The organism is Vibrio sp. PNB23_22_6 (genome assembly GCF_052877535.1).
Genome location: NZ_JBNFXP010000004.1, coordinates 125,287 through 148,885, shown reverse-complemented (window position 1 = coordinate 148,885; position 23,599 = coordinate 125,287). Strand labels below are relative to the sequence as shown.

21 protein-coding genes and 2 pseudogenes are annotated in these 23,599 nt (G+C 43.3%); 11 read left to right on the top strand and 12 right to left on the bottom strand.

What is annotated here, in order from left to right:
- Window positions 1-10 precede the first annotated feature (10 nt).
- The 3 genes from ACVA54_RS05235 to ACVA54_RS05225 all read right to left on the bottom strand — a co-directional run bounded on the left by ACVA54_RS05235 (window position 11) and on the right by ACVA54_RS05225 (window position 4,759).
- Window positions 11-3,121, bottom strand: a complete 3,111-nt coding sequence (locus ACVA54_RS05235) for an efflux RND transporter permease subunit (RefSeq protein ID WP_119464244.1) — start codon at window positions 3,119-3,121, stop codon at window positions 11-13.
- A 10-nt stretch (window positions 3,122-3,131) separates the two neighbouring features.
- Window positions 3,132-4,235 carry an efflux RND transporter periplasmic adaptor subunit gene (locus ACVA54_RS05230; protein ID WP_099078002.1) on the bottom strand — a complete coding sequence of 368 codons (1,104 nt, stop codon included), beginning with the start codon at window positions 4,233-4,235 and terminating at the stop codon, window positions 3,132-3,134.
- Window positions 4,236-4,498: 263 nt separating this feature from the next.
- The gene (locus ACVA54_RS05225; protein WP_446649445.1) at window positions 4,499-4,759 is read right to left on the bottom strand and encodes an amino acid permease; all 261 of its coding nucleotides are present in this window, start codon (window positions 4,757-4,759) and stop codon (window positions 4,499-4,501) included.
- A 245-nt stretch (window positions 4,760-5,004) separates the two neighbouring features.
- Here ACVA54_RS05225 and ACVA54_RS05220 point away from each other — a divergent pair, with 245 nt between their 5' ends.
- The 3 genes and pseudogenes from ACVA54_RS05220 to ACVA54_RS05210 form a co-directional block, all read left to right on the top strand.
- The gene (locus ACVA54_RS05220) at window positions 5,005-5,283 is read left to right on the top strand and encodes a hypothetical protein (RefSeq protein WP_099078003.1); all 279 of its coding nucleotides are present in this window, start codon (window positions 5,005-5,007) and stop codon (window positions 5,281-5,283) included.
- Window positions 5,284-5,450: 167 nt separating this feature from the next.
- Window positions 5,451-6,845, top strand: a complete 1,395-nt coding sequence (locus ACVA54_RS05215; RefSeq protein ID WP_446649444.1) for a glutamate decarboxylase — start codon at window positions 5,451-5,453, stop codon at window positions 6,843-6,845.
- 282 nt (window positions 6,846-7,127) lie between these two features.
- Window positions 7,128-7,283 (top strand): annotated as a pseudogene (locus tag ACVA54_RS05210) (mechanosensitive ion channel family protein); the annotation flags it as partial.
- A 175-nt stretch (window positions 7,284-7,458) separates the two neighbouring features.
- Here ACVA54_RS05210 and ACVA54_RS05205 read toward each other — a convergent pair.
- Together ACVA54_RS05205 and ACVA54_RS05200 are read right to left on the bottom strand one after the other, a co-directional pair.
- Complete coding sequence (locus ACVA54_RS05205) at window positions 7,459-9,495, bottom strand: sensor histidine kinase (RefSeq protein ID WP_446649443.1); 2,037 nt, start codon at window positions 9,493-9,495, stop codon at window positions 7,459-7,461.
- On the bottom strand, window positions 9,485-10,936 hold the full coding sequence (locus ACVA54_RS05200) for a sigma-54-dependent transcriptional regulator (protein ID WP_099078006.1): 1,452 nt from the start codon (window positions 10,934-10,936) through the stop codon (window positions 9,485-9,487). The genes ACVA54_RS05205 and ACVA54_RS05200 overlap by 11 nt, the downstream gene beginning before the upstream one ends.
- A gap of 347 nt (window positions 10,937-11,283) precedes the next feature.
- Between ACVA54_RS05200 and ACVA54_RS05195 the strand changes: the two genes are divergently transcribed.
- The 6 genes from ACVA54_RS05195 to ACVA54_RS05170 all read left to right on the top strand — a co-directional run bounded on the left by ACVA54_RS05195 (window position 11,284) and on the right by ACVA54_RS05170 (window position 16,248).
- Entirely contained in the window at window positions 11,284-12,102 is an 819-nt protein-coding gene (locus ACVA54_RS05195) for a substrate-binding domain-containing protein (RefSeq protein ID WP_119464240.1), read from the top strand.
- Window positions 12,103-12,108: 6 nt separating this feature from the next.
- Entirely contained in the window at window positions 12,109-12,807 is a 699-nt protein-coding gene (locus ACVA54_RS05190) for an ABC transporter permease (RefSeq protein ID WP_099078008.1), read from the top strand.
- A 42-nt stretch (window positions 12,808-12,849) separates the two neighbouring features.
- Entirely contained in the window at window positions 12,850-13,569 is a 720-nt protein-coding gene (locus ACVA54_RS05185) for an energy-coupling factor ABC transporter ATP-binding protein (RefSeq protein ID WP_099078009.1), read from the top strand.
- Entirely contained in the window at window positions 13,547-14,134 is a 588-nt protein-coding gene (gene mobA, locus ACVA54_RS05180) for a molybdenum cofactor guanylyltransferase MobA (protein WP_172438041.1), read from the top strand. The genes ACVA54_RS05185 and mobA overlap by 23 nt, the downstream gene beginning before the upstream one ends.
- A complete protein-coding gene (locus ACVA54_RS05175) occupies window positions 14,131-15,909 on the top strand; it encodes a bifunctional molybdopterin-guanine dinucleotide biosynthesis adaptor protein MobB/molybdopterin molybdotransferase MoeA (protein WP_099078011.1) in 1,779 nt (592 codons plus the stop codon). Before mobA ends, ACVA54_RS05175 begins: the two co-directional genes overlap by 4 nt.
- A gap of 72 nt (window positions 15,910-15,981) precedes the next feature.
- Complete coding sequence (locus ACVA54_RS05170) at window positions 15,982-16,248, top strand: DUF2960 domain-containing protein (protein WP_099078012.1); 267 nt, start codon at window positions 15,982-15,984, stop codon at window positions 16,246-16,248.
- A 167-nt stretch (window positions 16,249-16,415) separates the two neighbouring features.
- Here the strand turns inward: ACVA54_RS05170 and nagK are convergent, their stop codons facing one another.
- Window positions 16,416-17,324, bottom strand: a complete 909-nt coding sequence (gene nagK, locus ACVA54_RS05165) for an N-acetylglucosamine kinase (protein WP_099078013.1) — start codon at window positions 17,322-17,324, stop codon at window positions 16,416-16,418.
- A 162-nt stretch (window positions 17,325-17,486) separates the two neighbouring features.
- Entirely contained in the window at window positions 17,487-18,242 is a 756-nt protein-coding gene (locus ACVA54_RS05160) for a tRNA-uridine aminocarboxypropyltransferase (protein WP_099078014.1), read from the bottom strand.
- Between the two features lie 112 nt (window positions 18,243-18,354).
- On the opposite strand from ACVA54_RS05160, the gene ACVA54_RS05155 reads away from it, so the two are divergent.
- Complete coding sequence (locus tag ACVA54_RS05155) at window positions 18,355-19,155, top strand: sterol desaturase family protein (protein ID WP_119464236.1); 801 nt, start codon at window positions 18,355-18,357, stop codon at window positions 19,153-19,155.
- Between the two features lie 330 nt (window positions 19,156-19,485).
- Here ACVA54_RS05155 and ACVA54_RS05150 read toward each other — a convergent pair whose 3' ends face one another.
- The 3 genes from ACVA54_RS05150 to ACVA54_RS05140 form a co-directional block, all read right to left on the bottom strand.
- On the bottom strand, window positions 19,486-19,866 hold the full coding sequence (locus ACVA54_RS05150) for a hypothetical protein (protein WP_099078017.1): 381 nt from the start codon (window positions 19,864-19,866) through the stop codon (window positions 19,486-19,488).
- 442 nt (window positions 19,867-20,308) lie between these two features.
- A complete protein-coding gene (locus tag ACVA54_RS05145) occupies window positions 20,309-20,578 on the bottom strand; it encodes a hypothetical protein (protein ID WP_119464234.1) in 270 nt (89 codons plus the stop codon).
- Entirely contained in the window at window positions 20,575-20,991 is a 417-nt protein-coding gene (locus ACVA54_RS05140) for an NUDIX hydrolase (RefSeq protein ID WP_099078019.1), read from the bottom strand. The genes ACVA54_RS05145 and ACVA54_RS05140 overlap by 4 nt, the downstream gene beginning before the upstream one ends.
- 397 nt (window positions 20,992-21,388) lie before the next feature.
- Between ACVA54_RS05140 and ACVA54_RS05135 the strand changes: the two genes are divergently transcribed.
- Entirely contained in the window at window positions 21,389-21,874 is a 486-nt protein-coding gene (locus tag ACVA54_RS05135) for a C40 family peptidase (RefSeq protein WP_099078139.1), read from the top strand.
- 66 nt (window positions 21,875-21,940) lie between these two features.
- On the opposite strand, the gene ACVA54_RS05130 is transcribed toward ACVA54_RS05135, so the two are convergent.
- Both ACVA54_RS05130 and ACVA54_RS05125 read right to left on the bottom strand, forming a co-directional pair.
- The gene (locus ACVA54_RS05130; protein WP_099078021.1) at window positions 21,941-22,285 is read right to left on the bottom strand and encodes a DUF3802 family protein; all 345 of its coding nucleotides are present in this window, start codon (window positions 22,283-22,285) and stop codon (window positions 21,941-21,943) included.
- Between the two features lie 140 nt (window positions 22,286-22,425).
- A pseudogene (locus ACVA54_RS05125) lies at window positions 22,426-23,546 on the bottom strand (diguanylate cyclase).
- Between the last annotated feature and the right edge of the window lie 53 nt (window positions 23,547-23,599).

Below are 23,599 nucleotides of genomic sequence, written 5' to 3'. Positions count from 1 at the left end.
TTCCTACTTTCTAGGTGTCTTCCGGTTTTGATATTAGACCGATACTATCAGCATCAATTTGTTCTTCTTTCAAAATATTTTGTTTATGTTCACTTGCGATATAAGTGTACATGACGGGAAGAACGAACAGAGTAAACAATGTACCGACTGCAAGGCCAGCAACGATAACTAACCCAATATTGTAACGTGAGGCTGCCCCTGCTCCTGTGGCAAAAAGAAGTGGTATTAACCCGGCAATCATTGCCGAGGTCGTCATCAAGATAGGACGCAATCGAATCGTGGCAGCCTCCAAGATTGCATCATGTTTTGAGGCCCCCTTGAACATTTGCTCTTCTCTTGCGACCTCACACATGAGAATGCCGTGTTTAGTAATTAAACCCACTAAGGTAATTAAACCAACCTGCGAGTAAATATTGAGAGAGGTCTCTCCTGATATATGTGTCCAACCTAACGCAATTAATGCCCCACTAATGGCGAGTGGTACGGTGATCATTATCACTAGAGGATCACGCACACTTTCAAATTGACTCGCTAATACAAGAAATATGATCGCGAGTGCTAAAGCAAAAGTTAAATAGAGCGAGCTTCCCTCTTCAACAAATTGTCTAGATTCACCCATAAAATTGTAATTGTATCCCGTAGGAAGATCGGTTGTGGCCAACTGTTCAAAAAATGCAATCGCATCTCCCATCGCGACGTTGGGTGCAGGGACGGCTTCAATTGAAATCGAATTCATTTGGTTAAAGTGAGGCAGAGATTTTGCCTGCCCTTCAACGGTATAACTGACTAAACTAGAAAGTGGGACTGCTCTTCCATTTTGTGCAGTTACATAAAACTCCTCGATGAGACTTGGGTTGTCACGAAACGAACGCTCGACCTGAGGGATCACTTCATAAGAACGGCCATCGATATTGACACGATTAATGTAACCGCCTCCCATCATCGTTCCGAGTGTTGCCCCAATTTCTTGCATCGTCACACCATAAGCGCCTGCAGCCTCACGATCGACATTTAAACGAACCAAACCCGAGTCGTACTTAAGGTTCACATCAGTGTAAACAAATAATGGGCTCTTTTTTGCTTTATCTAACAGCTTGTTACCAATAGCATATAACGTCTCAAAACTCGCTGGACTGGTAATAACGAATTGAATCGGTAAGCCTCCGGAAGCACCTGGTAATGAAGGCATTTGGTACGTTGTTGCTTTCATACCTGGTATTTTTTTTATTTCTTTGTTTATGTTGGCTGATATCTCTTTTTGGCTAAGGTTTCTTTCACTCCAAGGAATTAACGGGGCAATCGCCAAACCTTGACTGCTGGTAGGCACGCCGATTAGTGCCAGTGATGCTTCAACTTGAGGTTGTTTTGTTACAGCATCATTCACTAGCTGCATGTTTGCTTGAATATAATCGTTATTCGATGTCGATGGTGTTGAACCGATAATGACGGCAACGCCCTGATCTTCATCTGGCGCTAACTGGGATGGGATGAAACTAAATATGATTGGCAGGGACACAAGCACCAGCAAAGCAAATAAAACCACTGCGGCTTTACGCTCTAATACCGTTAACAGCACTCTTTGGTACGTGACGGTGATTTTTCCAAGCACCCTTTCAACCATGGATTCGAACTTACTTGGCTGTGCGTGGGCTTTGAGCATTTTAGAGCACATCATTGGAGAGAGTGTTAACGCTATAAACCCAGATATAACGACCGCACCAGCCAGCGTAAGCGCGAACTCTTTAAATAATGAGCCGGTTACGCCACCCATTAGTGCAATCGGAGCATAAACCGCCGCCAGCGTGATAGTCATTGAAATAACAGGAACCGCAATTTCTCTTGTCGCTACTAAAGCCGCTTGAAAAGGGTTCGCCCCCATTTTGATGTGCCGTTCGACGTTTTCAACCACCACAATGGCATCGTCAACCACAAGTCCTATCGCCAGTACCATGGCAAGGAGTGTCATCAAGTTCAAGGTAAACCCAAATGCTTGCATGACAGCAATAACACCAATCAGTGATAACGGTATGGTGACAATAGGAATAATCACAGCACGAAAAGAGCCTAGAAACAAAAGAATAACGACGACAACAATCAACGCCGCTTCTACTATGGTCTTTATCACTTCATTGATTGAGTCTGTAATTGCTAAGGTTGAGTCATAAATCAATGTCGACTGAATAGTATTGGGTAAGTTCTTTTCAATGGATTTAAATTGTGTGCGGACACCTTGAGCGACATCTAGTGGGTTTGCTGTTGGCGTTGCGTTGATACCAATGATAACGGCCTCTTTACCGTTCGCCAACGCCCTGGTTCCATCACTGCTTTTACCAAGAGTAACGTCCGCAACGTCTTGCAGTTGAACCACTTGCCCATCACTGCTTTCAATAACGAGGCTCTTCAAACCATCAACGGTATCAACTTGGGTATCGATCGTGCCATTTAAGATGGTCAAATAACTATTGAACTGACCCACCGCTGACTGATAATTATTTTGCTGAAGCACATTAACCAAATCACTGGTGGTAAGGTTAAATTGCCCCAATTTCTCTGGATCGGGCCAAATTCTAAGAGCAAATGGCGTTCCCCCCATCATCTGAATGTTTGACACCCCATTGACAGTCGATATCTGTGGGTTAACCACCCTTTCGAGGTAGTCTACTATTTGGCTCGAATTCAATTCACTACTATAAAACGATATGTACATGATCGACGTTGTTGAGCCGGTTGAAGAGGTTACCGATGGATTATAGGCCTCTCTAGGAAGTTGATTAGAAACAGAATTAATTTGAGATAGTACGCTAGATAATGCTTCTTCCGGGCTTGTGTTCAACATCATGTTCAATGTTATAGTAGAAGAACCAAGTTGACTCGTTGATGTCATAAAATCTAAATTATCAACTTGCGATAACGCCTGCTCTAAAGGTTGTGTTATAAACCCCTCAATAAGCTCAGCGTCTGCACCTGGATACGGAGTTGTCACCGTAATCACTGTGTTTGTCATTTCTGGGTACTGGCGAACTTGTAGATCTTTCAATGCATTGAGCCCTAAAAGAAGCAGTAAGACACTCAGTGAGGCAGCCATCACGGGACGATGAATGAAAATGTCAGTAAAATTCATGATCGCACTCCTAAAGCTTAGGCATTTTATCTGGCGTGTTTATCGGGTTTGCTACAATATTCACTTTTGTGTTGTTGCCCAAATTCAAAATCCCTGTTGTGACCACTTGTTGATCAAATTTTAAATCGCCCTTTATTAGCGCGAAATTTCCATCTCTCTGCAGCACTTCAACCGTGATTTGTTTGACGCGATGGTCACTTCCATCTTTCTCTACAACAAAAACGGAATTGCCGTAAAGCGCAAACACAATGGATGTTTGGGGAACAACAAATTGTTTTTCTAGATCACTTAACGAAATATTCACATCTGCGAACATACCGCCAATTAGGGTTCTGTCGTCGTTCGGTATCTCTGCCTGAATCATAACTAAGCCAGTTTTGTCATTAATTACTGGTTCTATCGCGTTGATTTTTCCCTCATAGGTTTTCCCTGGATAAGACTCAACACTCAGCAAGATTCGCTGCCCTATCTTTAAGTGACCAATTTTCGATTGAGGCACGCTAAACCTGACTCGCATAACAGATAAATCTTCGAGTCTTACAATATCAGTACCAACAGATACGTATTGCCCAAGGTTGATGTTCCGAATACCTAGCTTTCCATCAAAAGGCGCGCGAATTTTACGTAACTCAATGTTAGCTTTTAAACTTTCGATGTTCGCTAATAAGGCTTGATATTTCGCCTCTGCGGCTTGTAGGCTTTGTTCTGAGACAGATTTTTCACGATAGAGCTTTTTGAGCCTTAAATAGTCATTTCTAACAGAGGGCAATTGCACCTGTTGTTCTTTTAACTGTGCTTGTTGTACCTGATCATTTAAGGAAACCAATACTGTCTTTGCACTTACGCGTTCGCCGTTTTCAAAATTAATTTTAGTCACGATTCCAGAGACTTCATTCGAAACATCAACACCTTGATATGGCTCAATAAATCCAATGGCTTTAATATTTTGAGCCCATACCGTAGGTTTTAATTGCTCAACCGTTACGGGAAATATAGGTTCGGGTAAGTTTGCTATCTTCGTTTTAATCTTGTTGTTCACAAACAAATTAAAACCAATCACACTCCCGAAGGCAAGAACAGCGATAATAATGACACCAAAAATCCATTTTTTCACTATAACCTCCTAATGATTAAAGTGATTTTAAAAAAGAATATATGTTAAATTCAAATTTAGAATTTGACATATATTAAAATACAGTTCAGTTTTCACTATTATTAATTCTCTCATTCTTCTATAAACCAACAATGGGATCCACAGGGTTACGGAAAAACTTATAACGAGAATCGGTAAATAAGCGGTAGATGCATTGCCTCCACCTAACTGCGCAGGTGGAATAAACGATATACCAAGTGCTACGCGCGACACATGAAATCATATTAGCCCCCCCATTTCTCTCCGTGTGACTTACCTGCCCAAGTGTAGACGCCGCCTTTACCCCCCTCTAGCCTTGCCATTTCTGCGGCACACAATGCAACAGTAAGAAAGCAAAATAACCCAGCAACAACAAAATAAAAGACTAATGAAACACCTGAAGATGCAAAGGTTGGATATTCATAAATCGTCATCACCATCGTTGCGCTTAAGGCAAAGAACCCAAACAAACTAAGATGCTTGCGACTATTTACCGATTCATTCACTGTCAAATTCCTTATGAAATCTAAACGCTTATTTAACTGGCTAAAGTGTAGTTCATTTTTCTGTATACAAATAATTCTGTCGCATTTTAAATGACCTAGTATCTCTATGTTTATCCAGAACCATCACGAACTTTTGTTATCTTTATTAACTCACCAAGAATCTTCGTCATGAATTTGCAAACCCACATATGCCGACTACAATTTTTCTGAGTTTAAACTCAAAACCATTAATATTGAGGTGAAATATGAAAGTTTTAGCTTCGGCCATTAGTGCATCGTTCATTCTTATGGGTACACCCGTGCTTGCTGACAATCACACCAACGCTGCAGACATGGATTGCAGCGTTTTACTAGTGCAAGACTATTCTGTGATTCCCGTTGCCGTAGGTTACATTGTGTCGGCTCACAGTATCACCGAGATTGATCAACTCGACCCTGTAGAAATCGACGATATTGTTGAAGGTTGTCAAAAGCAGCCTCAAGCGAAGGTCAGTGAAATTGCAAAAAAAGAAGTTAATGATTAATGCCTTAGTGCTATTTCTATTTTAAAAAATTTATGCCATACAAAAAGAAATGAATTTTGGTGCTACTTTTATCGGTACCAACGTTCATTTCTTTCATTTTCTATCTAGCACCTATTTTTTTACTTTTTATCCGCGAACCATTGCTTCGTTCATGAAAAGGAATTCCTATGGCTCTTCATAAAAAATCCACTCTTAAGGGATCACTGAAAGATGATGTTTATTCATCGAAAGACTTGTCGATTTCAGTGCCAAAATATCGAATTCCAGATGATGAGCAATCGGCAACCCATGCTTATCAAATCGTCCATGATGAACTCATGATGGACGGTAATTCACGACAAAACTTGGCCACATTTTGTCAGACCTGGATTGACGAGGAAATCCATAAATTAATGGACGAGTCCATCGACAAAAACATGATTGATAAAGATGAGTACCCGCAGACTGCTGAAATTGAATCCCGTTGCGTACACATGCTCGCAGATTTATGGAACTCGCCAAGCGCCGACAATCCTATGGGATGCTCGACAACGGGATCCAGCGAGGCGGCCATGCTTGGCGGGATGGCATTAAAATGGGCTTGGCGTGAGAAAATGAAAAAACTGGGTAAACCGACTGACAAGCCAAATATGGTTTGTGGCCCTGTTCAGGTTTGCTGGCACAAATTTGCTCGTTATTGGGATATTGAACTCCGTGAAATTCCAATGGAAGGCGAACGACTCATTATGACCCCTGAAGAGGTCATTAAACGCTGTGACGAAAATACGATTGGTGTTGTCCCTACACTTGGCGTCACGTTTACTTGTGAGTATGAGCCAGTAAAGGACGTATGTGACGCTCTCGACAAACTTCAGCATGAAACCGGCCTAGATATTCCAGTCCATGTCGATGGCGCAAGCGGCGCATTTCTGGCTCCATTTTGTGACCCAGACTTGGCTTGGGATTTTCGCTTACCACGCGTGAAATCGATTAATGCTTCTGGGCATAAGTTTGGTTTGTCCCCACTTGGCGTCGGTTGGGTTGTATGGCGAGATGCAGAGTCACTTCATAACGATCTGATTTTTAACGTAAACTACCTCGGCGGCAATATGCCCACTTTTGCGTTAAACTTCTCTCGCCCTGGTGGCCAAATTGTCGATCAATATTACAATTTCCTACGCCTTGGTAGAGAGGGTTACACTAAGATCCATCAAGCCTGTTATGACACTGCACAGTATATTGCAGGAGAAATCAATAAGATGGGTATGTTTGAGATTATATACAATGGTAAGGGGGGAATACCTGCATTGAGTTGGTCGCTCAAAAAAGGGGTCAATCCAGGCTTTAACCTCTATGATCTATCCGATCGAATTCGCTCAAGAGGATGGCAAATTGCGGCATACGCAATGCCTGCTGATAGAGAAGATCTTGTCATCATGCGTATTTTGGTTCGTCATGGCTTCAGCCGAGACCTTGCGAATCTAATGCTAGCTGATTTACAGCATTGTATTGATTTCTTTGAGAAGCACCCAGTGGTCAACGGTAGTGATGCCGATTCTTCGACAAACTTCAATCACGGTTAAATTTTAATTCGTAACGCCAATTCAACAGGGCAGTTTTTTACTTCCCTGCTTCACCTTAATTGAAACATCACGGTAAGTCTCTATTTCCCATATAGCGGCTTTTGAACGCTATTGAAATCGTTTTGGCCTGCATTACAATGCTCAGTCGATGATGAACATTATTTCTTCACTAGTGGGTTGTAGGCGGTTCTATCGCCATTAGCTTTATATTCGAGTTTGCTTATCGTAATAGCCTTAGCACAAGCCAAGAAGTGAGTGCCTTGAGTCTTTCAACGATTCGACGTTATGTATGGAGCGCGATCGTTGCGCATGCTTGCGCTGACCGATGACATCATTAAGATGCCGAACACCATTTTTTTAAGTGAAGTGGTGGTCAGTGGTAACTATGGTGCACTGGATATGCAGGTGGTGATTCCTTTCTACGTTGACATGAATGAGTTCAAGAAACACCGCATCACCCCGCCAAAAATTGCGGTGCATACAGGTTAAGTTAAACAAACCACCATAGTAAGTTGATACACAAAGGGTCAGCGATAACACTGACCCTTTTTCTTTGAGTGACCGACGCGATTTGTTAGGTGACGATTTCTAAACGTCTATTGCCACAGCCATGTTAGGCAATATTCGTTACTTCAAGCAGTAACTCAGCCTTCTTAGGGAGATAAATACTGAATGTACTACCCTTACCCCATTCCGATTCAGCCTTTAGCTCACCACCGGTTTGACTAAGAATACTTTGTGAAACCGAAAGCCCTAATCCTGTTCCATCGCGCTTAGTGGTATAAAACGGCGAGAAGATACGCCTTAGGTTCTCAGGTTTAATGCCACAGCCTTCGTCAGTGATATGAATCGCCGCGCCTTTTATCTCACCATCTTCAATCCAATCTTCGCTGACAACCGTCAGCGTTCCTTTGCCATCCATTGCGTGGATGGCATTCATTTGAAGATTGACCAAAATTTGCAGTAGGTGATGTCGGTTCACTTCAACAGAAGTATGCGCATGTAGATCAGTTACAAACTCAATATCGCGTTTTTTTGTGCCCGTTTTTACAAGAGTGATACTCTCATCAATAATTGGATTGATGTGCTGCCAGGTAATTTCATCTTGCACGCCGCCTTGGCGACTGTATTGCAGTAGACTTCGAGTAATGTTTCGGATACGGTCAATCTGAGTATGTATCGCATCCAGTTCTTCTTGAACCCGTTTAGCCTCGACGCCCAGTTCAAACTGGATCAACTCAACGTTACCCAATATAACGGCACTTGGGTTGTTAATCTCATGAGCGATACCGGCCGTTAACTCCCCTAATGCAGCGAGCTTTTCATGTACGACTAGCTTATTCCTAGTTTGGTTAAGTAACTGAATGTGCAGCTCTAACTCCGCAGTTTTCTCCTCTAAACTCGCGGTACGTTGCTGTACTTTCCTTTCCAACTCATTTGCAGCAAACTGAAGCTCATTTTTCTGTTGCCTTAACAAGTCCAGCATATTATCAAACTGCTTTGCCAATTGAGCCAACTCATGTTCGTCATTAAGGTCTAGTGGACCAATACGCGTTTCTTTTCCAAGTTGAATCATCTTTACTACACGATGAATGTGCTCAATCGGATTAAACAGTTCCCTAGACCCCCGATAAACCATTACCCCAGACACCACCAACAACAACATAGTAATAAAGCTGATCTCAACAATATTAGTCATGTACGCTTTAACGAAAGGCCACATCAGATAGCCGGTATACAACATGCCTATGACATTGTCGTATTGGTCTCTGATCGGCTGGTAAGCCGTGATGTACCAAGCGTCATAGACATACGCTCGATCTACCCACTGCTTTCCTTCACTTAAAACGGTGTTGTAAACCTCCGAACTGACCCGCGTACCGATTGCACGACCCAAACGTTGATCGCTATCCAAAGGGACATTGGTACTGACGCGAAGATCGTCAAGAAAAACCGTCAGCGTGCCGACAGGGCGTAGCCAGTCGTTGTCACTCAGATAGATAAGATCGCGAATTTGATCAACCAAAACGGTGCTGTTATTTAGTAAGATGCCGCCATCTAAAAAGCCGATTAAATCACCCACTTGGTTATATACTGGGATCACCGTACGGCTAACCAAACCCCGAACTTCAACTTCACCGTTTCTTAAAATTGGAACTTCAGCCCACTTCGCTAAATCTGGGTCGAGGCGCTCGAGTTCTGATTTATCGAGTACATCAAAGAACGACTCACGTTTGGTGAGATCCATAAAGCGCATTTTATTCTCAATAGAGTTCACACGCTGGAATGACAAAAAGTCTAAATCATAGCGTTGCTTCTGCTTCGTTACCCAAGTTTGTAATTGCGCCGTTGGCATTCCCTGATTCACCCGTGTTCGAAAACCATATGAATCCGCAAACGAATTTACGTAATTCGCTTGTTTCTGCTGTAAAAGAGTGATGCTGTTGTTAGCAACGCCAAGACGCTCCGACACATCAAGCAACGCATTTTGCCAAGTGTAATGAATAGACCAATAAACGGTAATACCAATCAACGCGATCAAAGTAAGAAAAATCGGCGCTGACGTCAGCATCAACAACCGATAGCGCACCATCGTTTTAAAACGGTGCGACCACTTTGAAAAGCCGGTGTAGTAAGAGTTATTCGGCATAATCCTCATCCTCGCCATCCCACTCTTTGTATTTACGTTCCAGCGTTTTACGTGCTACGCCCAAATCACGAGCCGCCGCCGATTTATTGCCTTCGTGTAAACTCACCAGTTGCTGTATATGGGCTTTTTCTACCTGTTTGAGCGTCCAACTATTTGGATAACCTTCTCCTGTAAACGTTATCTTTTCTTTGAACGTTGGTAACTCCGCACTGTTGGAAACGGTAACCGAAACATTGGGAAGTACGTGACCACCGTTCAGTTCACGCCAATGGTGCGCCGGAGGTTTGCCTAACAAAATGCAGCGTTCGATCAAGTTTTTAAGCTCACGGATATTACCTGGCCATTCATATTCAGTCATAGCCTCCATGTCTTCATGGGCCCATTTAGGCGCTTGCATACCCAGTTCACCAGTCAGCATATTGCTGAAATAAGGGACAAGCTCTAGCAGATCCATTTTACGCTCTCGTAGCGGACTGACTTCTATCTTTAGTACGTTTAAGCGGTAATACAAGTCACTACGGAAGTTACCTTTATTAACCTCTTCTTGAAGATTACGATTGGTAGCCGCAACGATGCGAACATCAATACTGACCTCTCTTTCAGAGCCAACCGGACGGATGCTTCGCTGCTCTAATACGCGCAGCAAAGAAGCTTGCATCGACAGTGGCATTTCTCCAATTTCATCTAAAAATAGCGTGCCTCCGTTAGCAACACGGAAAAGACCTTCCCGAGACTTCTTCGCCCCTGTAAATGCACCAGACGTATGGCCAAACAGTTCACTCTCTAACAACTCTGGAGCGATCGCTCCGCAATTTAGTGGTACAAAAGGTCCTGAGCGTTCACTGGCTTGGTGAATGCCTCTGGCAACCAACTCTTTGCCAGTCCCGGACTCGCCTTCAATAAGTACCGAAGCACGAGAAGGCGCAAACTGTGTGATCAATTGTTTAAGCTGACGAGTCTTTTCTGAGCCACCGATGATTTCGGAAGTATAATGACGTTGATAATCACGCTTCATCGCATATTGCATGCGTTCGTTCAAACGACGATCCATACAGCGAGCAACCGCTTTCAACATTTGTTCAAGATTAAACGGTTTTAGAATAAAATCCGAAGCACCAAGTTGAAGGGCGCGAATGGCGGTTTCCAGATCGGCATAACCTGTCATAAAGATGATGTCTGCACGTTTGTCATCATCTTCAAACGCTTCTTCCCATTCAATTCCTGAACGTCCCGGTAAGTTGATGTCCAATAGAATCAAATCATAGTGACGTGAGTTACGTAATGATTCGGCTTCTTCAATACTGCCAACGGTATCGACATGGGAAAAAAGTTTGCCCAGTGCCTTTTTAAGAATAGCTTGCATGCCCAATTCATCATCAACAACCAGTACTGAAAAAGCATTGTATTGTTGGTTTGTACTAATATGGGAGTGAGTAGACATATTTACCCCAGTTGGAATCTTATGGGACAGAGTGTACCAATTTTAAAACGATACGCTCTATAATGAGTGAGACATTTTGTACCAACATAAGATTTAGTGCAAACAAGTCCATCAATTCGAGCGTAATTCGCACATATTTAGATTATAAAATGTTGGCATTTTGTTTGCTTAGCTTGTTTGCTATAAAGATTTAAAGCCATATGAGAATGCGAATTTCTTTTTTGCCATCGCGGAGTCTCGTCTTCTAACGTGGCTTGTGATTTGAGCGCGCTTTGACACTCTAGCGCTAGCTGAATGTTCCTCATACCCATAGAAAACAGAGAATCATTGGAAAGGAAACAACAAAAATGAATAAAATTGCGCTAACTTTGGCCGCAACGTCAATCACACTTGTAAGCTACTCGGCTATTTCAGCTCAAGAAGGCGAACATATTCGCCTGGCAACGACAACCAGTACTTACCACTCTGGTCTTTTAGATTACTTACTTCCACAATTTGAAAAGGACACAGGTTACAAAGTCGATATCATCGCAGCAGGTACTGGTAAAGCGCTGAAAATGGGTGAAAACGGCGACGTTGACTTAGTAATCACACACGCACCAAAAGCAGAAAGCGTGTTTGTTGAGAACGGCTATGGAGTACTTCCGCGCAAACTCATGTACAACGATTTTGTTATCGTAGGCCCTAAATCGGATCCTGCTCAAGTTAACGACGACAAAACGGTCTTCGAGGTTTTCAAAGAGATTGCTGATAAAGATGCGATCTTCATTTCTCGTGGCGATGATTCAGGTACCCATAAAAAAGAACTGGGTATCTGGGCACAAACGAAAATGGAACCTAGCTTTGGAGGCTACCGCAGCGTAGGTCAAGGTATGGGGCCAACGCTAAACATGGCCGCAGAGATGCAAGGTTACACCATGTCAGACCGTGGTACATGGTTGGCTTATCAAAATAAGTTGGATCTTGTAATCTTATTCCAAGGGGACAAAGCACTGTTCAACCCATACCAAGTTATTTTGGTGAATCCTGAGCGTTACCCAACCATCAATTATCAAGGTGCGAAAGCATTCAGTGATTGGCTGGTTAACCCTCGTGGTCAGGAACTAATTAATAGCTTCCGCCTAAATGGCAAACCGTTATTTGTCGCAAATGCTGAGAGCCAATAACGCAGTATGAATCTTGCTGATACGACGCTAGAAGCCCTGCGCTTATTAGTGAATTTTGATGCAGACCTATGGGAGATCGTTGCGGTCTCCTTTAGTGTTTCTATTACGGCAATATCTTTAGTGGTGTTGCCATCAATCTTGGTGTCTTTCGTTCTCGCCTACACCGACTTTCGTGGTAAATGGTTTTTGCTGTCGCTCGTAAACACCTTGCAAGCCGTACCGACCGTTGTGATTGGTTTATTGCTTTACATGTTGCTATCGCGCGCAGGCCCTTGGGGAGGTTGGCAAATGCTGTTCACCCAGAAGGCCATGATATTGGGTCAAATGATCATCTGTTTCCCCGTGCTAGTGTCGATGATGCACGGTGCGTTGCAATCGAGTGATCGCCGCGTTGTTGAAACCGCCATTACGTTAGGCGTATCTATGCCACGTATCGCTACAACTATGATCTGGGAGACTCGCTTTCCTATTATGGCAGCGGTCATTGCTGGGTTTTCACGCATCGTAACGGAGGTTGGCTGCTCAATGATGATTGGAGGCAACATTATGGGTGTGACACGAAATATACCCACTGCAATTGCATTGGAAAGCAGCAAAGGTGCGTTTGCACAAGGCGTCGCGCTCGGAATTGTATTACTATCGTTAGCGTTAGCGCTGAACTTCCTCTTATCAAGCATGAGAGGTAAAGGCTATCTAAGAACATGAAGCAAGCAATCGACTCGCCTTCAACCCAATATAGGGTGTATTATGACTATTAAAGTAACCGCCGAGCAATTGTCCATGCGATTTAAGGAACGTGTGCTTTTTCACATCCCTGAACTTGCGATTGGACCAAACGATGCGATTTACCTAAAGGGTGATAATGGCGTTGGTAAAACGACTCTACTTAAAATCTTAGCAGGCCTCTTGAAAGCGTCGACGGGTAACGTTGTCGCCCCAAAAGATACTTGGTTAAAAAAATGGACGCGTCGTAGTGGCCGTGTCGATGTTATTTACCTCCATCAGTCTCCTTACCTATTCGATGGCACTGTCTATGACAATGTTGTTTATGGCGTGAAATATCAACAAAACACCGCGAATGATAAACGAGCACAAGTCATCAATGCATTACGCATGGTTGGCTTGGAAACTTTAGCTGATGAACATATTTCTGTTTTATCTGGCGGGGAAAAGCAACGCGTTGCCATGGCGAGAGCTTGGATACTAAAACCATCGATCCTATTAATGGACGAACCGAGTGCTTCTCTCGATCAAGAATCCATTGAACGCCTTGTGGTCATGGCAAAAGATCTGCTTGATCGTGGTTCAAGCCTCGTGATCACAAGTCACCAAGCAAACGCATTGACGGATTTATGTAAAAAACAGTGGTGGATTAAAGAGAAGACTTTGGTAGAGTCTCCACTGTTGTATGTCATACCAAAAGAAAGATCCCAAGAGAACGCATATGCTTCAGCCAACACAAACTAGTTGGGTCATTTTGGCTGGTGGTCAAGCCAGCCGTATGGGTGGAAAAGATAAAGGTCTGATTGAATTGAGTCAGAAGCCACTCATTGAACACGTTATCGAACGTTTATCCCCGCAAACGTCACGCATTCTAATCAATGCAAACCGAAATCACGACGCTTACCGTAAATTTGGCGTCGTATTCAGCGATCAGTTCAAAGACTATCCTGGTCCGATGGGAGGAATCCACGCAGGCCTAGTTCACGCAGAAACCGAATGGGTTGGCTTTGTGCCATGTGATAGCCCATACATAAACGATGATTTGGTTAAGCGTTTCTGCCAAGCGGCGAAGGAAGACAGTGACATTTTGGTTGCACACGATGGCAACTACCAACAGCCCGTTTTTACACTGTATAACAAGCGTGTGCTGCCAAAACTGACTGAGTTTTTAGAACGTGGCGATCGTAAGATCATCCTACTCTACAAAGAGTGCAACACCAGTTACGTTGACTTTAGCGACTCGCCAAACTGTTTCGTCAACCTAAATACTCCTGAAGAACTGGCGCAATTTGGACAACTAGAATCATGAAACACACGCTAAACATCCCTATTCTCGGTTTTGCTGCCTACTCTGGTACAGGCAAAACCACTTTGCTTGAAGCATTACTTCCAAAGTTGACCGATGCAGGTCTTCGCATCGGTATGCTGAAACACGCGCACCACAACTTTGATGTTGACCAACCAGGCAAAGACAGCCACCGCTTACGCAAAGCCGGCGCATCACAAATGCTGATCTCGTCTCGTAACCGTTATGCTTTAATGACAGAAACGCCTGAATCGGAATCAGAATTCGATTACTTACTGACGCGCTTTGATCAAGATAAACTCGATGTGGTTTTAGTTGAGGGCTGCAAAAACATTGCTTTTCCTAAAATCGAATTGCATCGTGAAGAAGTGGGCAAACCTTGGCTTTACCCGCATGATGAAAACATCATCGCGGTTGCATCAGACAGTGCCACGTTAGATTCTGAACTGCCACAAATGAACATCAACGATCTCGATGCCATCGCTCAGTTCGTTCTTCAATATGTTCAAACGGCGAATGCGCCAAAGATCAAAGAGAAAGAAGCCGCTTGTTGCGACACACTCTCACCAGCTTTTCTTTCTGTGGTTCAAGGACAAGAAAAGATCCTGTCTTTGGTTAATACCGTTACAGACACAGAAGCATGCAAGATTGAAGATGCGTACGGTCGTGTGCTAGCAGACCACGTTGTGTCTCCTGTGAACGTTCCGCAATACACCAACTCAGCGATGGACGGTTACGCGATCCGTGGCGATGACGTTGAGCGCGACAACTACCAAGTGGTTGCTGAAGTACTCGCAGGTCACGCTTACGACCAAGCTCTTGAAGTTGGTCAAGCGGTGAAGATAATGACAGGTGCCCCAATGCCTATCAATGGCGACACTGTAATAATGCGTGAACAAGCTTCGCAAGACGGTGATGTGGTCACGTTTAATGGTGCGAGTATTAAGGCGGGCCAAAACGTTCGCCAAGCGGGTGAAGACTTAGAATTTGGTAGCAACGTGTTTACCGCAGGGACTCGACTCGCCTCTCCCGAGATGGGCATGATTGCGTCTCTTGGTTTTGGTAACGCGCATGTATTCCGCAAGTTGAAAGTCGCGGTATTCTCTACCGGTGACGAAGTTCAAGCGCCCGGAACCGAGCAAAAGCCGAACTCTATCTACGATTCAAACCGTTTTACCATTATGGGCATGCTGGAAAAACTAGGCTGTGAAATTTTGGATTTCGGTATTCTAGAAGACAACGAACAGCGAATGATTGACGCGCTAGAAAACGCCTCTTCACAAGCAGACGTGGTAATGACCTCTGGTGGTGTATCGGTTGGCGATGCCGATTACATCAAGCTTGCATTGGACAAGCTTGGTCAGATTGATTTCTGGCGCATCAATATGCGTCCGGGTCGCCCACTGGCGTTTGGCCAGATCAATAACAAGCCTTTCTTTGGTCTTCCAGGTAACCCTGTGGCTGTGATGGTGTCATTCATTAACTTTGTTGAGCCAGCGCTGCGTAAGATGCAAGGCGAACAAGGCTGGAAACCACTTAAAGTCAGCGCCATTGCCACAGAAAATCTACGCTCTCGCCAAGGTCGTACCGAATTTAGCCGCGGTATCTACGAGCTAGATGAAACAGGTCGCCTAACGGTTCGCACAACGGGAAAGCAAGGCTCAGGCATTCTGCGCTCTATGAGTGAAGCAAACTGTCTTATCGAGATCTCCCCTGCTGTCGACACAGTAAAAGCGGGAGAAAGCGTGACAATTATTCCACTTCAAGGCAGAATCTAAGCCAAAATCAGCATTCAAAGGTCAGCGAGTCTGACCTTTGTCTATCACAGAAAACCTTTCAGAGAGACAGCTATGGCTCGCACCATTCTTTATACATACAAAGATCAAGACAAAGAACTGACGTTCTCTTACCAGCAGCACCACAATATTCATGAAGCGGTAGCAGAAGCGGAAGGCATCGATATATCTGAATACCTAAAGATGGAACAGCAAATCGAAGCGATTTCTGACACAAAAGCGGTACGTAACTACCGTGACAACCACTTTAGAAAGCTTGGCTTCACTAAAATTACTCTGGCTCAAAAAGAAAACTTGGGCGTTGGTAAAAAGAACAAATAAGCCAAGCTACACAGACCAAAACAAAAACTCGCTATTCGTCGCGAGTTTTTTTATACATGTTCTTTTTGTTCGTTCTCTATAAATAAAAAGCCCCGTTTCACCTTAACAGGGAATGAGGCTTTCAATGCTGGTCTTATGTGTTTTCGCGTAACGAAAACTCAGACGATCTATTTAATGTTTAGGAACGCAGCGCCACGTACGCCGCCAGAATCACCGTGTTTCGCTTTGATGATCTTCGGACATTTCGCTACAGAAAGCAGGTACTTAGGAATGCGTTTTGGCATCTCTTCATAAATCAGTTCGAAGTTAGATAGGCCCCCACCTAATACCACTACATGGGGGTCATTCGCGGTAAATAGGTTCGCAAAGCAAATCGCAAGAAACTCCATAAAGCGTTCAACATGCTCAACAGCTTTTGCTTCGCCTTCTGCATGAGCTTTGATGATATCGATCGCCTTCTTCTCTTCACCATAGTAATGCGCATAAAGCAGCTCGAAACCACGACCAGATAAGTAGCTGTCTAGACAGCCTTTCTTGCCACAACCACACCCAAGCAAAGGAGCGTTGTCACCAAGATGGAACCAAGCGTCAAGAGGAAGGCGAGTATGGCCCACCTCACCTGCCACGTGGTTACGACCAGAGAACACTTTACCTTCAAAGATAAAGCCGCCACCAAAACCTGTACCGAGTATCAGTCCAAGTACTGATGGTTCGTTTTGAAGATCTTCGTCCCATGCTTCAGACAGTGCGAAACAGTTCGCGTCGTTCTCAATTTTTACTGAGCGACCGATTTTCGCTTCAAGATCGGCGCGAAGTGGTTTGCCTTTCGCTGCAGGTACGTTTACCGTAAGCACCGTTGCATCATCGGCAGCTTCCATACCCGGAAGACCTAGGCCAATTCTACCTTCGCAACTAAACTCAGCATCGTATTTGTTTACTAGGCCAGCAATGGTTTCTACTAACAAATCGTAGTTATCTGTTGGTGTTGGTACGCGCTCGGTTGCGACACGTTCAAGTTTTTCGTTAAACGCACCAAACTCAATTTTAGTGCCACCGACATCAAAGCCGTAATACATGCGATTCTCTCCTAAAATGCTCAACCGACTCCCAAAAAATAGTTAATGGAGTCAAACTTTAAACATTATCCATATCTGTACGCCTGCAAACCGTGACCCAATCCAGATTTATCCTCTCGTTCAAGCCAGTTGCACAACAAGCCACCAACAAAAGTTCATTCCTTAGAGTGAGCTCTCGATTTTCGCCCATTCCTTGAAACGTTTCAGCTGTGGTCTTGTGTGATCGGTTTTAATGCGTGTTTTCGTCAGCATGTAGGTTTCACGGAAGGCTTCAAACCACAATTGCAAACACTCTGAAGCTTGCTCTTCTCCCGCTTGTTTGAATACTAACGTCGCCACTTCTGCCGTAGATAGATGCTGCTCATTGTCTGAGCGACGCATAATGTATTCAGACAGTGATTCCGGCTCAATAGAAAGCACAGGCAAAGATTTAAGAAACTCTGAGCGGCGGAAGATCTTACGCGCTTCTCGCCAACTGCCATCGATGAAGATCAACAACCATTTTTTGTCCGAGCCATCGGATACCTTAAGACGCTCTGGATTCAAACCGTCCAATAAACGCTCGGGTTCATCCACATAGTCTGCTGGGAAAACAACGACAGGTTGATAAGCGTCGTTCTTTAGTAGCGCCAGCATTTCTTGAGAAGGTTCCGTACGATTCCATTGATACACGTAGGTCTCTTGAATCGTATCAGCAATAAGACGGCCCGTATTACTTGGCTTGAACACTTCATTTTCCGATACAATCAGCATACACGCGATATTAGATTCGATGTTCGGTTGAATATCGCACAAACAAAATGACTCAGAAACCTGACAATATGGGCAGCGAACCACTTTACAACCACGAGCGTTGAACGGCTTTGTTGAGATAGATTGACGGTACTGGTATAAACGATGGAAAGCGTGAATTCTCATGAATGAAAAATGCCAGTTAAAAAGTAGAGCGCGATTCTACTTCTATCCCCTAGCAACCTCAAGGCAATGAACTTAGCCAATATCAGTCGGACAATGATACAGGGAGTAACCAATGACAGAACTCGTGATTAATGCCCCATCTTGGTTTAGGCTTAGCATCTTTATTGCGGTGTTACTACTTTGTACGATTTGGGAAAACAAACTGCCTAGAAGAGTGCTCACTGTGCCGCGCTGGTTTCGCTGGATCAACAACCTTTCTTTAGCTGCGTTAAATAGCGCGACCATTATTTTACTCATGCCAATGGTGGCGTTTCAAGCTGCCATTATTGCCAACGATAAACAATGGGGTTTATTACACCAGCTTGCTTTACCCGATTGGCTAGCCACCTTTATTGCAATTATGTTGCTCGATCTGATCATTTACCTTCAACATCTCTCGTTTCATCGCTTCAAGCCATTGTGGAAACTCCATCGCATGCATCACGCAGATTTAGATGTGGATGTTACAACAAGTACGCGCTTCCACCCGATTGAAATTATCCTTTCAATGATCGTAAAAATCGCCGCTGTGTTTGCTATGGGTGTCTCACCCTTTGCCATCGTGGTGTTTGAGATCGTACTTAATGCAAGTGCGATGTTCAATCACAGCAATGCTAAACTGCCTCTTTCTATTGACGCAATACTCCGTAAGTTTGTTGTGACACCAGATATGCATCGCGTACACCACTCCATAATCGTCAAAGAAACTCACTCGAATTTTGGATTTTTCCTGTCCGTTTGGGATCGCTGGTTTAATACTTACCGCGCACAGCCAGAGCTAGGGCATAAAAATATGGTGATAGGCGTGCCTGAAATTCGTGATTATCAAGAACAACGTTTGGATAAGTTAATCACTCAACCGTTTCGTTATTGACTTGAACTCAGATTTACAAGAAAAAGGTCGTCATCAAAGTCATGATCGGCCACTTTTGAATATTTTATCGGGTATGTGATTTTAAACGCTTATTGACTGACGCTTCTTGTTCGACTGTGTTATGCCAACAAATAAACCAACAATACCGAAGATAATCGCCGCTATTGTGGTCATGCGAATGTCTTGTTGATGACTTATTGACTTATACAGAAACGCAATGCAAAAAAAGACAGCGCTAAAGCTGAAACCAGTAAGCGCTGCAAAAAAATTCCGAAACTCATGAGCTCCTTAACGTTGTTCATAACGAATCCTTGTTGAGAAATATCAGTGTTAGCGGAATATATGGCGAGAGTGGCGGGCCTTTTGAGAATTCCACAGCCAAATAGACACACCAATTGAAAATCCAAGCAGTAGTGTTTGCCACTGTAAAAGACGACTGCTTTCTAATACATCAAGGACGTAGTATGCATACGAGTTGAAAGCAACTTTGCTAAGCAGAATAAAGATCATTAATACGATTCCTGAACGGCGATGTGTAATCAACAGGTACACTGCCAGTAAACTAAATAGCCCTAAAGCACTCCAATATGCGTTCAACCAGCCCGGAGCAAAGTTATAAGGTAAAAAACCATCGATAATGTTGTCATAGATGTGGATAACACCACTGAAAGTGAGGTAAAGGCATAGGAGAAACACCACGAACTTATCCATTTCCCTTCCTTATCTTAATGAATGCGCAAAGCATATATAAATGGGCAAAATATTAATAATTTGATGTGTATTTTTGAGAGCAAGAAAGCTTTTATTCGACACGTGAAGTGTTCGAAATTTACGCTTTGATCCGTTTCGCATTATCCTTTTCTATAAGTATAGTGTTTGCTATAGCTATTCGTCTCATTCAAACCGTCTGATTCTTAAATGAATTGGAACGTGGTTACTGAATGGCTCCCATGTTGCCTAACCTCTAGAATTAAGAATTGATAAATACAAAGTTCATTGAAGGAGGAAAAGTAAAATCGACCGAACTTCGGACCCCTCTTAACCATAAACCATCTTCTAGATTTCTGATATAGATACCCCGCGGATAACTTTCATCTTCTGAAATTGGTGAGGAATCGACAGCCAGGTACTCCCCTAGACAGAGCGCAAGATCTTATAATCGCAGATATAGCGTGAATTCAATTGGACATACCGATAATCCACATTGCTTCATTTTTTGGATGAGTTCGTCAAGTATCGCACCAAAATAAAGGCCAAATTCAAACGGTGTTTTGATCGTTACCTTGATGATTTCAGCTTGCCTAGAAACATGAACGGCACCATCTTCCAGTAACTGCTGCGCAAACAGGTTCATTTTGACGTCATTTTTTGACAGACGTTTGAGCGATGATGCAGTTGTGTCTCCGCCAACTTCGAGCCTCATTTTAGATCTCCTTGGCTAATCATTTGTCTCACTTTCACCAATGCCCTTTGAAAGACGGGATGAGCTTTTGATGAAATATCTTTGTTTATATCGTGCCAAAAGAATGCAAAGTCGTGCCCTCCATCATCAAGGGTGTGAAACAGCCATTGTTCAGGTAATTCGCCACAAATACACAATACAAAATGCCAAGTTTGGTTTTGAAAGTCGCTTTGCCACTGACATAAATAACGCGATTCCAGCACTTGTCGGATCCCCGACTCTTCCTCAAGCTCTCTCCTAGCAGCCCTCAGTAAATCCTGATCAAACTTCTCAACCGTTCCTTTTACTAGTTGCACGCCAGCCAGTGGATGTTCAAACAATAGTATTTCGCGATTTTCATTCCGAAAAACAATAGGACAGACTTTATTCATCACCGAACGATTCCTTCCACTGGCGTAATATGAACTTAACTTTTCGAGATTGAATTACAACCATTAAAACATGTGAGCCACTCTTATTTGCATTAAGTTGTTAACAATATATTTACGTATTTGGACGCGAGAAGTCAGAGATCCGATAGCGAAGTGTGATTGAATTCCAAATAACGAAAATTCATACTCGATTTGCATCATTGTTTGGAAATTTAAGACAGGAAAAGCAATAACTATTGCGGCGATAGTTAAAAATCTTAAACTGAGACCCTGAGGCAATGAATACCAGCGGCATAGCCATTTTAACAGTCCAACAAAAGAGACTATCATGAGGTTCGCTGTACACATTTATTGCTCAAATATTTCCGTTAAGAAGCCGAAAGGAAGGCAGGTGAATGTTATGCGTCGCAGTTTTTTTCCTTTAATTATTAGCCTGCTACTGGCCGCTTGCTCTTCCGGACCCGAGACTAATTCAGAAGCGCAACAGACAACATCGATATCTAAACAGCATTTACGATCTGAAACCCCTGATTTATACCAATTCTACAACGAATGGTACGGCACACCTTATCGCTTAGGCGGCACAAAAAAATCGGGCATTGATTGCTCAGCATTCGTACAGAAAGCGTTTATTGAGGCATACCAAATGTCATTGCCAAGAACAACGCAGCAGCAGTCAAAACAAGGCGTCAAGCTGAGTTGGTCTGATGCTAAGCAAGGTGATTTAGTATTTTTTAAGACAAACAGAACGACTTACCATGTAGGCATCTATCTGGGGAACAAGCAATTCATGCACGCTTCTACGTCAAAAGGCGTAATAATTTCGAGAATCGATAGCCCTTACTGGGCCTCGAAATTTTGGCAAGTAAGAAGAGTTACAATGTAACCCTTATCGAAAAGAAATAGGGATAAGATCGGATTACTCTTCCCTTTTATGATCAGAAGTCGCTAATTAGTCGTAAGTCGCAACGGCGGTATCGAATAAGTTCTTCACTAAAGCGATATACTCATCTAAAAAAGCGATTTGTTCGTTAGTCGCTTTTTTGCCCCAAACACCAGCCAACACCTCACCAAGATCTTCAACCACTGCATCCGCTTCTTTTAGCAATTTAAAGCGCACACTTGAGTGTAATTCGGGGTTTTGCTCAAAAATCGCCATGATGTTAGAGGCAACCATGTCTGTCGCAACATCTTCGATGCTTTCTGTACCAGTATCACCAAGCTCTGAAGTAAAAATGTCTAAATTGAGTGAAAGGTGCTCAATAAGAGCAAGATATCCATCAGTCTCTACAACCACTGCTTTTCTCCATTTTTGCAAGCCTTCGAAGATGAAAGCGAAATCGTTTCAATAGTAAAACATGCAGAGAAAATTTCATTAACTTATGTCATTTTAAGAGACGCCGGACATTTAACTGAGTAATTTTTATCCAATAGGTCTTATTCAACCCTATGATGCCAAGTCTCATTACGCCCGTTCTCTTTCGCCCTATATAGCGCAGCGTCAGCACATTTCAACCACTGGGTGTGGTTTTCAAAACGAGATTTACATTCGCAAACACCAATATTTATCGTGCAATTGATCAAAAATTTCTCAACTTTTACTGTTTCTTCTTCAATGGCTTCTCTTAACCGCCTCGGCAAAGCGAAGCGCCTGTTCTTCATTAGTGTTAGGTAGAAGAACGGTAAATTCCTCTCCGCCAAATCGACCACATACATCAGTGCTTCTTGCTTCATCATAGGGTGCCAATGTGTCGATAATATGTGGCTGGCGTAATGAAAATAATTTATCGAGCTGAACACCTAGCGATGTTAAGAATGAAGACACCAATAGGTTAGATACATTATGCAATTTCATTATATGCTGTAAATTCAAGTAATTATGCGAGGCGTTTACCTATTTGGTTGATGTCTTTTCCACGTAAATACACCAAAGCTTCACCGTGTATTCCCCCACCAACAAATCGTTGAGCGACCGCAACAGAACGGTCTCTGCCTATCACATCAGCCAGCGTCATGTGGAGTTCACCGTAAGTTAAGGGGCCAACATGAGGAACAGGTAAATGAATAAACTCGTGTAAATGCTCCGCCATAATTGATGTTCCTTTACCGAGAGTAATATTGGCCACTTCACGAAACTTTGCCAATGATGAAATGCCGTCAGAGGCATTTAGGCTTGGCTGTTCTGGCGCTTCGAGGGCGCAATGTAAGTCTAGGCGCTATTACAATGAAACAATTTGCGCCCTCGTTAGAGGCTTGGCGATAAAATCGAACGCTCCCAATTCAATACTGCGCTGTTTGGCTTCTTGCTGGACATCCCCAGAAACAATCACGACATTGGTTTTATACTGACTGACTGGGAGAGACTTCAATACCTCAAAGCCTCCCATGACTGGCATCGTCAAATCGAGGAACAAAACGTCAATATTTTGCTCTGTTAGAATTTGCAATGCTTCGTTTCCATCTTGCGCTGCCAATAAGTGCAGAGATGCATCTTTCATGAACGAGCGTGATATCAACTTTCTTGCTACCGCAAAGTCATCACAAATCAGTATTTTCATGCCGTTAATGGAACCAAAATCAAAAAAAATAATGATACTCCCTGAATTCCGAC